Genomic DNA, 14,164 nt, shown 5'->3' with positions numbered 1-14,164 from the left:
CGGGAGTCGGGGCCGACCTCGTCTCAGGCGGTGCCGCCCCCGATCGACACCCCTCCCGGGCCGTTGCCGAGCGTCTGCAGGGGCGGCTTCGTCGATGGAGTCGCCGAGGTCGACCGGCAGCCGGTCCCTCGCTGATGACGAGCCCACCGGGCCGACGACCCCGGCGTGACTCCAGCGCCGCCCCGTGCCCCTTCGTCGGCATCGGCTCGCGGTCGACGACGAGGCAGTGGGCGGCGACTCGCTTGCCGCCTCCGCAGACGGCGTCGCACGCGAGGGGAACAACGACCGAGCCCCGACCGCGACCGGTTGCGCGGCCCTGATCGAGCGGATGTCGACGGGCGCCCAGGCGCATCGTCGAGGCCGAGCCCCGTCGTCGACCACCGACCCGAGGGCGATCCTCGATTCGTGGGTGCCGTGCCGGCGACGGGGTCGCTGTCACAGCACGTTGATCGCGGTCGCGCGCCAGCGGGCGTCCATCCCCTCGAGGCGGATGGCGACGGCCCGGGTGCGCACGCGGCTGTGCACGAGCACCACTCCCTCAATCACGCCGTCGCGCGGCTCTGCCATCACGACGCGGCCGATCGTGAACGGGATCCGCTGCCCCGTGCGGCGCGCGAGGCTGCGCGAGCGAGCGGCGAGCACGACCCGCTTCTGCAGGTGGCGGTACACCTCGTCCGTGAGCCATCGGGCGATCTGATCGATCTCGCGCGAACCCTCGAGGATCTCGATCACCACGAGCGTGAGACGCGCGAGGATCGGCTCGGGGTCCGGCAACTCGGCCCGCGTCGCTGGCTGCGGCGCGAAGAACGCCGCGACCGCCGGCTTCTCTCCGGTGGGCACCGCATCGAAGGGGAGGGTGCGGTAATCGAAGGCGTGGAGGGGCAGGCTCATGGGGCGGTCTCCAGTAGCAGGGCGAGCGACTCACGGGTCCAGGGTCACCTCTCGGCTCGGACGGATGGAGCGCGCCGGGGGCGAAGCGCGCGGGAACACCTTCATCGAATCAGTCGAGCGATGCTCACGGTCCTTCAATGCCAAGACTGTGGATAACCAGGGTCAACCCGAACCAGTGCGGTATGTGCCCGGCGGTCGAGGGCTGACGAGCGCCCTAGGCTTGACGGGTGTCGACCCTCAGCGATCTCGTCCTCTCCCACGGCCGGTCCGACGAAGCGGATGTGGAGTGGCTGCACCTGCTGGTCGGTGACCTGCAGCTGCTCGCCGACCTCGCCTTCGCCGACATCGTGCTCTGGGTGCCGACCGCCGACGAGAGCTTCGTCGCCGTCGCGCACGCGCGTCCCTCCAGCGCAGCGACGCTCTTCTATCGCGACTTCGTCGGGCAGCGGATCAAGTCCGAGTGGCGGGCGCAGGTCGTCGAGGCGTTCGAGACCGCGCGCATCGTCGACACCTCTGCGCCCGACTGGTTCGAGGAGACGCCCACGCGCGTCCGCGCCGTTCCCGTGCTGCGTCGACTCGGCGCCTCGGACGGGGCGACCACGGACCGGCCGATCGCCGTGGTCACGCGTCACACCAATCTGAGCGAGACGCGCACACCGAGCCGCCAGGAACTGACGTTCAACGACTGCGCGAACGACCTCTTCTCGATGATCGCCTCGGGAGACTTCCCGGATCTGGGTGCGCCGACCGGACCGCGCCGCGGGGCTCCGCGCGCCTCCGACGGCCTGATCAGGCTCGACGTCGACGGCATCACCACCTTCGCCAGCCCCAACGCCCTGTCGGCGTTCAACCGCATCGGCTTCGCCGATGAGCTCGAGGGGGAGTCGCTCGCCGAGGTCACCACGACCCTCATCGCCGGCAAGGTCGTCGTCGACGAGTCCCTCCCTCTGGTGGTGACCGGGCGCGCGCCCTGGCGCACTGATATCGAGGCGCGGGGAGTCACGGTCTCGCTGCGGGCGATCCCCATCCGCGACCGGGGTGAGCGGGTCGGCGCGGTCGTGCTCTGCCGCGACGTCACCGAGCTGCGCCACCAGGAGCGCGAGCTGATCACCAAGGACGCCACCATCCGCGAGATCCACCACCGGGTCAAGAACAACCTGCAGACGGTCGCGTCGCTGCTGCGGATCCAGGCCCGCCGGACGCACTCGGACCTCGCCCGGGAGGCGCTCACGCAGGCGATGCGCCGTGTCGCAGCGATCGCGGTCGTGCACGACACGCTCTCGGAGGGGCTCAACCAGAACGTCGACTTCGACGCCGTGTTCGACCGGGTGCTGCTGCTGATCGCCGAGGTCGCCTCGACCCACAACACCACCGTGCACCCGAAGCTGACGGGGAGCTTCGGCAACCTGCCCAGCGAGTACGCGACTCCGCTCGCCCTGGCCCTCACCGAGCTGGTGACGAACGCCGTCGAACACGGGCTCGCCGGCCGTGAGGGCGATGTCGAGATCGTCGCCTCGCGCAGCGAGGACGAGCTGACGGTCAAGGTGCGCGACACCGGCGTCGGCCTGCCTGAGGGCAAGGTCGGTTCCGGCCTCGGGACTCAGATCGTGCGCACTCTCATCCAGGGCGAGCTCGGCGGCACGATCGACTGGCACACGCTGGTCGGGCGCGGCACCGAGGTGACCATCGAGGTGCCGCTGCGCTGGCTGGAGCGGGCCCGCTCCTGACACGGGCGGCCGCTGGAGGTCCGGGTCCGGTGGGGACGAGGGCCGTCGGGGAGGGCGCTGCGTTCCCACGCCTGCGTCCGGCTCCCGCGCCGGGGACGACGAGACCCCCGCCCGCCGTAGGGCGAACCGGGGGTCGGAGGTCGTGCCGCCGAGCGGCTAGGAGGCGCGGCGGGCGCGGGCCGCGCGGCGCTTGAGTGCGCGGCGCTCGTCCTCACTGAGGCCGCCCCACACGCCCGAGTCCTGGCCGGTCTCGAGGGCGTACTGGAGGCAGACCTCGGTGACGGTGCAGCGAGCGCACACCGACTTCGCCTTCTCGATCTGGTCGACCGCCGGGCCGGTGTTGCCGACCGGGAAGAAAAGCTCGGGGTCAGCGGTGAGGCAAGCGGCCTTGTCGCGCCAGTCCATGCGGGTGCTCCTTGTGTGACGGCGTGCGTGGAGGAACCACGCAGTGTTCGGGTGGGATGATCGATCCACGCCGACGATCTCGACCGGCACGTCGACCTCCGCGCCTTCACCGGTGCACGCCACGACCGCCTGCGCGCGTGCGCAGGGCGGTTCGGTGCGGTGGACGGGACGGCGCTCGGTTCTTGCCCGGTGCACTCGGCGCTGTGCGGGGGCACGGCGCTGGTCACCCGGCTCCAGTGCTGGTCACCCGGCTCGCCTCCGGCCTGACGGCGCGGTGGGATCGGATGTTCACATCGGCGGAAACCCACGACCCTGTGAGCGGTGAAACGAACTGGACTAGCCTGTCACGGGGATGAGCCCGAATCAAGAGTCCTGGATGGGATGTGGCTGTGATCGCTGATGCGAACGGGTCCCGCGGACCCCGCTCGAACGCCTCCTGGCCGGCCGGGCTGCTGGTCCTGATCTCCGTCCTCACTCTCGAGACCCTGGCCGTCGCGGCGCTCGCGGGCTGGCTCGTGATCGAGCTCCTGACCACTCGTGCCGACACCGTCGGCGGAGGCGTGGCGATCGTGGTGCTTGCGCTGATCGCGCTCGGCTGGGCCGCCGCCACCACGCTCGCCGCGATTCGCCGGCGCAGCTGGATGCGCGGCTCGGCACTCACGATGCAGCTCGTGCAGATGGCGGTCGCCCTCGGTGCCTTCCAGGGGCAGTACGCGGCCCCCGACATCGGATGGGCGCTCCTGGCTCCTGCGCTGGTCGCCGTCGCGACCCTCTTCCTCCCGAGCGTCGTCTCGGTCACCCGCCGCGATCCCAGGGCCGGCTCGGTGTAGGTCCTCGTAAGGCCATGGGCGCGGGACGACCTGTCGGTCACCGGCAGGCCGCATCCGCACCTGCGCTCTCTGCCGCGCCACCGTCCGCGGACGCGATCGATCGCCGCTACGCTTCCAGGCGGAGTCGACAGAATCTCGGATCGGGGGGCGGTATGGCGGCGAGCCCTGGCGACGCTCTGGGCGCGCGTTATCGGCTGATCGAGCGGATCGGCGCGGGCGCCGCGGGCGAGGTGTGGCGCGCGGGTGACGCTCAGGGGCCCGACCTCGCTGCGAAACTGCTCCGTCGCGAGCACGCACAGGACGCGGGGCTGGTCGAGAGGTTCGTCCGCGAGCGGTCCGTGCTCACACGGCTGCGGCATCCGCACGTCGTCGAGGTCCGCGACCTGGTGGTCGAGGGAGAGACGCTCGCGATCGTGATGGAGCTCGTCGGCGGAGGCTCGCTGCGCGAGCTCCTGCGAGCCGAGGGGCCGCTGGCCGCCGCCCGTGCGCTTCCGGCGGCCGCCTCGATCCTCGATGCGCTCGCGGCGGCCCATGCGATCGGCACGGTCCATCGCGATGTGAAGCCCGACAACGTCCTGCTCGCCGAGGGTGCGGATGATCTCGGATCCGCCGTCCGTGTCTCCGACTTCGGCATCGCCCACGTCGTCGCCGAAGGACCGCGCGCGACCACGGGCATCATCGGGACGCCCGAGTACCTCTCGCCCGAGATGCTCGCCACAGGCGCGGCCGGTCCGCCGAGCGACGTCTACTCGACCGGGATACTGCTCTACGAGCTGCTCTGCGGGCGCACTCCCTTCGCGGGAGTCGGCACCGACTTCGCCGTCGCCTACCGGCACGTCTCGATGCTCCCGCCCCCGCTCGACCTGCCGCCGCGGCTGACGTCGCTCCTCGACCGGATGCTCGCGAAGGATCCGGCGTCCCGGCCGACAGCTCCGGAGGCGGCGGGGATCCTCCGCAGGCTCGCGCCGGAGCTGGCGGGGCTGCCGGCGCTCCCGCTCGCGACGGGTGTCCCGACGTTCGAAGAGGCCGATCGTCCAGGCACGGTCCTGCGCGGAGCCGTTGTCGTGGCGGAGCCGCTGCCGGTCGAGGAGGGGCCCGCGCCCGAACTCGGTCCGTCCTCGCAGGCGACGATGCTGCGCTCGGTGCCGCGTCGGGAACTGCGGGCGGCGGAGCGCGCGCCGGAGGCGGTTCCGGCGAGGCGCCGTGGCGGCCTGCGCATGATCCTCGCGGGCGTTGGGGCGGGCGTGCTGCTCATCGGAGCGGTCGTCCTGGCGATCCAGCCCCGCGGGGGCGAGGCGCAGGCATCCGCGCCCGGCGCCGCGCTCTCGGCCCGCCAGCAGGACCGGCCGCTGCCGACCGGCCTCGGCGTAACGCGGTCGGCCACCTGGGACTCGGCGCGTTCGGCAGTGGTCGTCGAGATCAGCTACTCCGCGCAGAGCGCGCCCCTCTCGGGGGCGCTCCTGGAGGTGGTGCCGGGCCTCGATGCGGCAGGTGCCTGCCCCGCCGTCACCTGGACGGGAGCGACGGCCGTGCGCAATCAGCCGAGCGTGACCGGAGTCGGGGTCGGCTGCGGCTGGAGCCTGACGGGCATCGACGTCCCGGCCCAGGGGAGCGTCGACGTGACAGCGACTGTCTCGATCGCGCCGACGGACCAGGGAGCCCTCGACGCGTGGCTCGCGGCTGCCGGGTCCGCGACCACAGAGGCCGTCGCCGATCCCACTGTCGCAGGCACGGCCTACCCGGTGCAGCGCCTCCGCGACGTGCAGGTCCAGACGCCCGCGCGGACCGTGAGTCAGACCGCGCTGCCGGTGACGCTGGTGCCGGTCTGGCCGAGCGGGGCGGACCCCGTGGATCCGCTGCTCGTGACCCCGTCGGCGGGGCCGGCGAGCAGCATGCTTGACGCGATCGCCGGGGGAGTGAGCGGAGTGCGGTTCAGCGACGGCTGCGGGGGCGCGGTCGCCGTGTCCTCCGACGGGCTGACGGTGACCGCACTCTCGGTGACGCCGTCGTGCGAGCTGCGGGCCCGGGTGGGGGCGTTCTCGGACCTGGCGAGCAGTCCCTTCGCGATCACCACCCGCGACTGAGGCGACGTCTTGCGCCAGTGTCGCGGAATAAAGGTCCCCGCGAGATTTCCAAGGCTGCCTCGTTCTACGATGACGAGGTATCCTCACTACGCCGACGGCGCAGCGGGGAGCGGGCGGGACGGTCCCGCCCGCAGTGGAAGAAGGGTGTGATCTATGTCACGTGTTCTCTCGACCGAAGAGGCGAAGTCGGCTATCCAGCAGATCCAGTCGATCGTCAACGGCGGTCTGACCGATCAGATCAGCCAGCTCGACGCGCAGGGGCGGACGCTGTCCGACCCGAACGTCTGGGACGGCCCTCTGGCCTCGCAGTTCCGCTCCTCGACCTGGCCCGAGACGAAGTCGGCTCTCGAGAAGGCCAAGCAGGAGCTCGAGGAGCTGCGCAGCCAGCTGGCGACGATCTCGCAGAACATCTTCGCCGCCGGCGGCGGGAGCTGACCGGCCGTCCCGTCCCCGCGTGCTTCGGCGCGCGGGGACGGGACGTCTCCTGACTTTTTCTCTAGAGAGGTGGCGGTACTGATGGATCTGGGTGCGATCGAGGAGGACGTCCCGTTCGACGACGGGGTGGCGAAGGCGCTGATCGCGGCGTTCGATGCGGCTGCGTCCGCGGTCGCGGGACAGGCGGGCTCGCGCTCGTCGCTCGTGACGACGGCGCTCGCGGACTTCCGCGGGCGTTTCGCGCAGGTGTTCGAGAGCAATGCTCGGGTGGCGGCTTCGGATGCCGTCGAGCTCACTCAGCGGTTGCGTGAGGTGTCCTCGGGCGCCCGGCAGCTTCGACGAGAGGCGCACAAGGAGCAGAAGCGGCGACAGATCGCGCGCGAGTGGCAGCGCGAGCAGGACGCGCGCAACCTCCTCGAGCGTGCCGGCGATGCGCTGTTCGGCTCCGAGGATCCGCCCGTCGGACCGGCGGCGGAGCAACCGAGGATCCCCGTGGAACCCGCGAGCACGGGAGCACGCGAGATCCCGGCTCCCGGCGGTGGCGGTACCGGCGGCGGAACATCCGCCGCCCGCCCCGATCACTTACGCGCTTTCGCAGCGTCGGCATCGACTCTCGACGACGACCTGGCTGCCGCCATCGCCGGGCTGCGAGGACGGCTCTCCGACTTCACCGAGCGTTGCCGCTGGGGCGCGGTCTCGGCGGACGGTGTGGTGAGCGGAGCCGACACGTGGCTGACCGCGAACCGCCAGGATGCCGCCTGGGCGCGCACCGTCGCCGACGCCTTCGCTGCGGCAGGTGGTGAGGGCGTTGTCTCGACCGTGGCCGACAGCGCGCTCGCTGTGGCTCTGGCCTCCGCGGGCATCCCCGCCGATCGTCGGGACCTCACGATCGAACCCGCGCAGGCCCTCGGGGCCCCGCCGAGCACGGGGTACTCCGATGATCCGGTCAACACGGCCACCGGCAACTTCCTCGAGATCGAGGTCGACCTCGTCTTCGATGGTGGCTGCTCGACCTTGCGTCTGGAGCGGAGCTACAACTCGCTCGACGAGAGCATCGGCGCGTTCGGTCGGGGGTGGTCGTCGATCACGGAGCAGCGGCTCCGGCTCGAGGATGAGGGCGCGACGTGGGTACTGCCCGACGGCCGAGAGATCCTCTTCCCCCGCGAGGGATCGGGCTGGGCGCGAGCGGTCGGTGAGAACCGCTGGCTCCAGGCCCGCGGCGAGCTGTTGGTCGCGTCCGACGCCGAAGGGACGACGGTGGAGTTCGCGGCGGCGGGCCGGTGGCTCGCGTCGGACTCCGGGCGCGGGACGAGAGTCTCGGCCGAGTACGTTGACGGTCGCCTGGTCCGGCTCCGGCACGCGCGCCGCCGCTGGGTGGACATCGAGTGGCGGGGCGACCGGATCGTCGCCGCACTCGCCTCCGACGGTCGCCGCGTCGAGTACCGCTATGACGACGATCGGCTCGTGTCCGTCTCGCATCCGGAGGGGTCGCGGCTCTACTCCTGGAACGGCGCGGGCCTGATCGAGTCGGTGACCGCAGCGAGCGGCGTCGTGGAGGTCGTCAACGAGTACGACGCGCGGCGTCGCGTACGTACGCAGCGCTCGCCGTTCGGCCGGGTGACCCGCTATGCCTACCTCGCGGGCCGCGCGACCGTCGTCTCCGACGAGGACGGATCGCGCTCGAACACCTGGATCGCGGACTCCCGCGGGTGCCTCGTCGGAGTCATCGACCCGGAGGGCCGGCGGCAGTCGATGAGCTACGACGCCCAGGGCAACCTCCTCTCGGTCGTCGAGCGCGACGGGGCGGTCACGGCGCATGCGTACGACGAGCGCGGCCGTCGCATCCGGACAGTCACTCCCTCGGGCGCCGATGTCCGCCTGAGCTATGACGCGCGCGACCGTGTCGTGTCGGTGGCGGCCGGAGAGAGCGTCACCGTCTACGAGTACGCGGACGACGAGACGCGCGACCCGGCGCTGGTCGTCGATCCGGAGGGCGGCCGCACCGCCCTGACCTGGAGCGAGGGCCTGCTGACGCAGGTCGTCGATCCGGTCGGCGTGGTACTGCGGATGACCTATGACGAGCACGGCGATCTCATCGCCACGACCGACGCCGATGGCCGCACCGCTCGGCTCGAGCGGGACGTGGCCGGCCGGGTGACGGCGGTCGGGCGGGTCGTCCTTCGCCGGGTTGCCGGCGAGGGGACCTCGCGCTACCGCTACGACGCTGTGGGTCGGCTCATCGGGACGCAGGATCCGCAGTACGGCGCCCGGCGGTTCCGCTACGACGCTGCCGGTCAGCTGGTCGAGGCGGTCAACGGCGTCGGGGGAGTGACTCGGTACGACTACGACCAGCGAGGCCGCCTGGTGACGATCGTCGATCCGACCGGTGGGGTGACGCGGCGTGAGTACGACGCGGCCGATCGCGAGGTCGCGCGAGTCGATCCGTTGGGCCGCAGGACGACAGCCGGCTACGACGCCGCTGGTCGACGGGCATGGCAGGAGAACCCGGACGGGCACCGGTGGGAATGGCACTTCGACGCCTTCGGCCGCGAGAAGGCTGCGCGGATCGACGGCGCGCTCGTCTCCGAGATCCAGCGTGATCCTCGACATCGTCGACTGACGATCACGGACCACACCGCAGCCGAGCCGGTGGTGCACCTGCTGGCCTGGGACCGCGCTGGCCGACTCCTTCAGCGGCGACGGGACGGCGACGGACTGGCCTGGGAATACAACGCCGACGGTGCCCGCTCTGCTGCGATCGGGCCCGATGGCGCTGTTACGCGCTACGAACGGGATCTCGCGGGCAGGATCACCGCGATCGAGCACCCGCTGCTCGGTCGAGCTGAGTTCTCGTACGATCCCGCCGGGCGGATCACGTCGTCGTCGGCCGGTGGTGGCCGACAGACGTGGCAGTACCGTGACGGCTTCCTCATTGAGCACGTCGAGGATGGGCGGGTGACCGCCCTCGACCGCGACGGCGAGGGACGGCTCTCGAGGGTGCGCAGCGGTGACCGATCGGTGGAGTACCGATACGACGAGGCGTGTCAGCTGGTGGAGGCGCGCGGAGATGTCGTCTCCTCCTGGGCCTATGACGCCGGCGGGCGGCTGATCGCCGAGAGCACGGCTGGGCGGACGAGCACCCGCTCCTACGACACCGCGGGTCAGATGCGGTCGACGACGGACGCTGACGGGATGGTGACCGAGTACCGGTACGACGGGCTCGGCCGACGCACGGGCGTGCTCGGCTCGGACGGCTCTGTTCGCAGCTTCGCCTGGTCGGGCTCCGGGCGGCTCGAGTCGATCGAGGACCGGCGGGCCGACGGGTCCACGTCCGTGGTCTCCCTCCACGTCGATGCGCTCGGTGAGCTGGCGCGAGTGGGGTCCACAGAGCTGCGGTGGGACAGCGCAGACGCCGTTCCGTCGCTTCACTCGGTCGGGCACGTTCCCGTTCTCGCGGCCCCGGGCGGTGTCACTGGCATCGGGGAGCGCTGGGTGAGCGCCGGGTGGAGGGCGCAGCGCCCGACACCGCCGATGAACCCCTGGGACCTGCCACCCACCGAGGACTCCACGCTGCCTTCCGAGCTCTCGCTCGCTGCCGGCGGTGGGGTCTCGGTGGCGGGCCTGGAGTGGTTGGGCCATCGCGTGTACGACCCGGCGACTCGCGGGTTCCTGTCGACGGATCCGCTGGAGCCGGTCGTCGGTTCGGGGTGGTCGGGTAATCCGTATTCGTATGCGGGTAATGATCCGTTGCATGCGCTTGATCCGCTGGGTTTGCGGCCCGTGACCGATGCGGAGTCGCGTGCGTATCGGGATGGGAACAATGGGGCGTTCGCCGACGTGGGCCGGTTCGTCGTGGACGTCAACCGGTGGGCGTGGGAGAACAAGGAGTACCTCCTCGCGGGTGCCGCGGTGGTCGCTGGGATCGCGTTGATGTGCACGGGGGTGGGTGGTCCGGCTGGTCTCGCTCTGATGGCGGGTGCCGGGGCTCTTGTGTCGGGTGGTGTGTCGGTGGCGACGCAGAAGGCGGAGACTGGTTCGGTGGATTGGGGCAGGGTGGGGATCGATGCGGCGGTGGGAGCGGTCTCTGGCGCTGCTGGGGCGGGTGTGGGTGCGGCGTTCGCGAAGGCGGGGTCGGGCATCGTGACGCGCACGGTCGGAGCGGTTGCGAGCGGTGCGACAGAGGGTGCGGTGGAAGGGACGCGGGACTACGCGCTGGCGCCTGGCCCACACACTGTGGAGGGCTGGGTAAGGGCCGGGGCCGAGAACGCTCTGATCGGAGGCGCCACTGCCGGGATCACGGCGAAGATGCCGCCGTGGTTGTCCGTGGAGAACATGAAAAACTTTGACAAGTGGATCTACCGGTCGAGGTACACCACGGAGCCGACCGTCATGTTCCGGGCCGGGGACATCAATGGGTTTCATACTGGCGGTTGGTGGTCGACGGATGCTCCCGTGAGTGTCAGCACGGTGCGCGCCGAAAAAGCGCTTCCCCCGGTCTGGTCGACTGGAGAACCCTCTGTAGTGAACACAGGTTTTTCTGCGGAGATTCCTGCTGGTCTTTCGAGCTATGTGGGACGAGCGGCGCCGCAACGTAGCGCCAGCGGCGAATTGTTTCGAGGTGGAACCAACCAAACGCTCATGCCCGACGGTAAGACTAGTGCAAAGGAGCTTGGCTCATGGCCTCTTTTGCCCTGACTGAAGAGCGGAAAGAAAAGTATGCGAAAGAATTGGATCGGTGTGGAAAACTTCTCTCGGAGGCGAACGTGTCGCTGACGTCACGGCAGTTTGAGCACTATGCGAGCATCGTGAGGGGCGCGACGTCCCTCCGTCAGGTGAGATACGTGGCATCGCGCGTGCGGATGACCTTTGTAGGCACAATGACTAGTATTAAGGATCGAGGTATTCTTAACGCTGATAGAAGTATCAATATCGAGCGTACAAAAGAGTACGACGAGGCGATAGACACTGTAATACGATCCTCTAATCGTTTGCGGTGGTTGTTGTGAAGGACGAGTCACCAAGCGTTGATCGGGCACGGTCGGAGACAGCATCGCTCGCGCAGCGATCCAGGGAAGGCGTTGAGTACGCCGCGGCTCTGGCCGGCCCGGGAAGGCTCTGGTCTGAGGCGCTCTCGTCAGGATCGCGGCGAAGATGCCACCGTAACCCTCTCTTAGAGGGTTATTCATAAGGTTGCTTACCAGCCGAGTCGGTAGAGTTCGAGTTTTGTGATGGTGCGGATGAGGGTGGGGAGTTCGCTGAGGCGTCCGCGGTAGCCGGTGGCGATGATTTTCCAGTTCTTGAAGTGGGCGATGCACCTCTCGACTGCGGATCGGGTTCTGGAGATTTCCCGGTTCGATTTCTTGGTGTTGTCGTCGAGGGTGGCGCCGTGGGGACGTTTGCGGGGAGTGGTTGCGGTGGTGCCGATGTAGCCCGGGTCGGGGATCCAGTCCGTGTCATCGAGGATCGGCTCCCAGCCGCAAAGCGCGAGAGCGGCACGATCATGACGGGCGCCGGCGACAGGGGCTGACGCGGCGAGGAGGCCGCCGTCCAGATCTGCGGCGATCTGCACATTGAGGCCTTGTCGGTGCCGCTTCCCGGAGTAATTCGACCGACCCGTTTTCGCGCGGTTCCGGGTAGGAACGTCTGTCCCATCGACCAGGACAACACGGCCTCGGACAGCTTCTTCCAGGGAAACCCCTGAGAAGCAACAGGCTTGCTCGACCAGCGGAACGATGCGCCGGTAGATCCGCGAGACGGCGGCTTGAGAGACGCCGTGCAGGTCCGCGACGGCGGCTTGGTTCAGGTTCTGTCGCAACAGCAGCAAAGTCAGGATGACCTGCTCCCGCAGGTTGAGAAGCGCGGGACGGCCAGGCAACGATGGACGCCCGGACAGGATCTGGAATATCCGAGCCACCAACTCCGTCACCTGCCCAGAGGTCAAACCTGTAGTAGAGTCATAGCGCATCGACTTCTCGCTTCAAGAATGGCGTGTACGAACTTCCATTCTCTCCCGCGAGAAGTCGATGTCTTTACAGCAACACGCGCGAAACAGACCTTATGAATAACGCTCTTAGTAATAGTGTAAAGGAACTTGATTCGTGGCCCCTTTTGCCCTGACCAAAGAGCGGAAAGAAAAATATGCGAAAGAATTGGACCGGTGTGGAAAACTTCTCTCGGAGGCGAACGAGTCGCTGACATCACAGCAGTTTGAGCACTACGCGAGCATCGTGAGAGGCGCGACGTCCCTTGGTCAGGTGAGATACGTGGCATCGCGGGTGCGGATGACTTTTGTAGGCACAATGGGTAGTCTTAAGGATCAAGGTGTCCTTAACGCTGATAGAAGTATCAATATCGAGCGTACAAAAGAGTACGACGAAGCGATAGACGCTGTACTAAAATCCTCTAATCGTTTACGGTGGTTGTTCTGAAGGACGAGTCGCCAAGCGTTGATCGGGCACGGTCGGAGACAGCATCGCTCGCGCAACGATCCCAGGAAAGGCGTTGAGTACGCCGCGGCTCTGGCCGGCTCCGGGAAGGCTCTGGTCGAAGGCGCTCTCACCAGGATCGTCGCCGAAATTCCGCGGGGCTGGGTCGAGGTACCGTTGCTCCCCAGCGAGGAGCTACAGGAGACGCGTACCCGGGCGAAACCAATCAAACCTACCTCCCCGACGTATGGAATGATGTGAAGGAGACCGACTCGTGGCGGCTTGCACCTTGAACCCTCGACAAAGAGACGAATATGCTCATGCCCTCGAAGACCTCTCCGCCCAGCTGGCCATTTTGCCTCACCCTCGAGCCTCCGTCCATTTCGTCGAATTGGCGCGAGTTGCGAGAAATGCATCAACAAGGAAACAGATGCGCCAGTTGTGCAAAGACGTTCGATCGTGCTTCGGGTTGCGGCTTGGCGGTCTGGAGGATGCCTACGCGACTCGACCGGACGGAACGCTTGACCTTGAAACTTCGTTGCGCTACCAGGAAAAGTTGAAGCTCGTCTGGGAGATGTCTCGAGCTACACGATGGATTTTCTGATGGACGCCGTGCGCCGAGTCGAATGAACGCGCGCGTCCATTCTCTCATGCCTCGCGATCGAGTGCATGCCATTCGACCCGCGGCTTCCTGCCGACGGCTCCTCGTGATCCTGTTCTGGGCGCCGCCGTGGCTGGCCGTGACGATCATCAAGAACGCCGACACCTGGATCTACCGGTCGAGGTGCACGACGGAACCGACAGTCGTGTTCCGGGCAGAAGACATCAACGGCAAAGTGCGCCGATCACAGATGTCACGCGTCGTGGAGGGGCTCGTCACCATGTCGCCTGCATGGCTCGACGCGCCAAGAAAGGTTTATGGCGCTCCGGGTAAAATGATGGTGTGCGCCGCCGCCGATTTTTCTCAGGAGATGCAGTAATGGACCTTTTCCGTCTGACCGACCGGCGCAGGGACGAATACGCCGCGGCGCTCGCCGATCTGGCGGGTCGCCTGCCTCGAGAGGATTTCTACGCCGGCCTTTTTGCCGATCATGCCCGGCGCGCGCGCGAAGCGACGACGCTGAGGGAGATGCGGCAGCTGTGCAGGGCTGTCGCGTCCTGCTACGGACTCAGAGATTGGGGCGTCGAGACCCGCTTGATCTTTCGAGCGGACGGCTCGTTGGACCGCGAAGCAACGGCCTGGTTCGGCGAGTCCGCCGAGAACGTGCGGCAGCTTTCTCATCTCATCTGGTGGCTGATGTGAGGGGTGGCACGTGGCCGAACCGAACAGCGCCGGAAGGGACCCTCGAGGAGGAGCTGCGCCTCCC

At 68.4% G+C, this 14,164-nt stretch carries 10 protein-coding genes; 7 read left to right on the top strand and 3 right to left on the bottom strand.

All coding sequences use genetic code 11. The features are described 5' to 3' along the window. Positions 1-435 precede the first annotated feature (435 nt). Entirely contained in the window at positions 436-891 is a 456-nt protein-coding gene (locus GSU10_RS10300; protein ID WP_068212445.1) for an Rv3235 family protein, read from the bottom strand. Between the two features lie 227 nt (positions 892-1,118). Here GSU10_RS10300 and GSU10_RS10295 point away from each other — a divergent pair, with 227 nt between their 5' ends. Next, positions 1,119-2,618 carry a sensor histidine kinase gene (locus GSU10_RS10295; protein ID WP_068212443.1) on the top strand — a complete coding sequence of 500 codons (1,500 nt, stop codon included), beginning with the start codon at positions 1,119-1,121 and terminating at the stop codon, positions 2,616-2,618. Between the two features lie 156 nt (positions 2,619-2,774). Here the strand turns inward: GSU10_RS10295 and GSU10_RS10290 are convergent, their stop codons facing one another. Continuing rightward, positions 2,775-3,023, bottom strand: coding sequence for a WhiB family transcriptional regulator (locus GSU10_RS10290; protein WP_055788231.1), 249 nt, complete (start codon positions 3,021-3,023; stop codon positions 2,775-2,777). Positions 3,024-3,412: 389 nt separating this feature from the next. Here GSU10_RS10290 and GSU10_RS10285 point away from each other — a divergent pair, with 389 nt between their 5' ends. The 4 genes from GSU10_RS10285 to GSU10_RS10270 all read left to right on the top strand — a co-directional run bounded on the left by GSU10_RS10285 (position 3,413) and on the right by GSU10_RS10270 (position 11,067). Then, on the top strand, positions 3,413-3,853 hold the full coding sequence (locus GSU10_RS10285; protein WP_068212451.1) for a hypothetical protein: 441 nt from the start codon (positions 3,413-3,415) through the stop codon (positions 3,851-3,853). Between the two features lie 152 nt (positions 3,854-4,005). Then, positions 4,006-5,937 carry a serine/threonine-protein kinase gene (locus GSU10_RS10280; RefSeq protein ID WP_132504033.1) on the top strand — a complete coding sequence of 644 codons (1,932 nt, stop codon included), beginning with the start codon at positions 4,006-4,008 and terminating at the stop codon, positions 5,935-5,937. 153 nt (positions 5,938-6,090) lie between these two features. Next, positions 6,091-6,372 carry a pyrophosphorylase gene (locus tag GSU10_RS10275; RefSeq protein ID WP_068212091.1) on the top strand — a complete coding sequence of 94 codons (282 nt, stop codon included), beginning with the start codon at positions 6,091-6,093 and terminating at the stop codon, positions 6,370-6,372. An 81-nt stretch (positions 6,373-6,453) separates the two neighbouring features. After that, positions 6,454-11,067 (top strand): DUF6531 domain-containing protein, encoded by a 4,614-nt coding sequence (locus GSU10_RS10270; RefSeq protein WP_132504035.1) that lies wholly within the window; start codon positions 6,454-6,456, stop codon positions 11,065-11,067. A 499-nt stretch (positions 11,068-11,566) separates the two neighbouring features. Here the strand turns inward: GSU10_RS10270 and GSU10_RS10265 are convergent, their stop codons facing one another. Then, positions 11,567-12,313: a transposase family protein gene (locus GSU10_RS10265; RefSeq protein WP_199220804.1), complete on the bottom strand. Its 747-nt coding sequence runs from the start codon at positions 12,311-12,313 to the stop codon at positions 11,567-11,569. 1,191 nt (positions 12,314-13,504) lie between these two features. Here GSU10_RS10265 and GSU10_RS10260 point away from each other — a divergent pair. Together GSU10_RS10260 and GSU10_RS10255 are read left to right on the top strand one after the other, a co-directional pair. After that, positions 13,505-13,777: a hypothetical protein gene (locus tag GSU10_RS10260; protein WP_068212099.1), complete on the top strand. Its 273-nt coding sequence runs from the start codon at positions 13,505-13,507 to the stop codon at positions 13,775-13,777. Beyond that, the gene (locus GSU10_RS10255) at positions 13,777-14,100 is read left to right on the top strand and encodes a hypothetical protein (RefSeq protein WP_068212101.1); all 324 of its coding nucleotides are present in this window, start codon (positions 13,777-13,779) and stop codon (positions 14,098-14,100) included. Before GSU10_RS10260 ends, GSU10_RS10255 begins: the two co-directional genes overlap by 1 nt. Positions 14,101-14,164: the final 64 nt, after the last annotated feature.

It is taken from the genome of Rathayibacter tanaceti (assembly GCF_009834165.1).
Classification (GTDB): Bacteria; Actinomycetota; Actinomycetes; order Actinomycetales; family Microbacteriaceae; genus Rathayibacter; species Rathayibacter tanaceti.
This window is presented reverse-complemented; position numbering and strand designations above follow the sequence as displayed.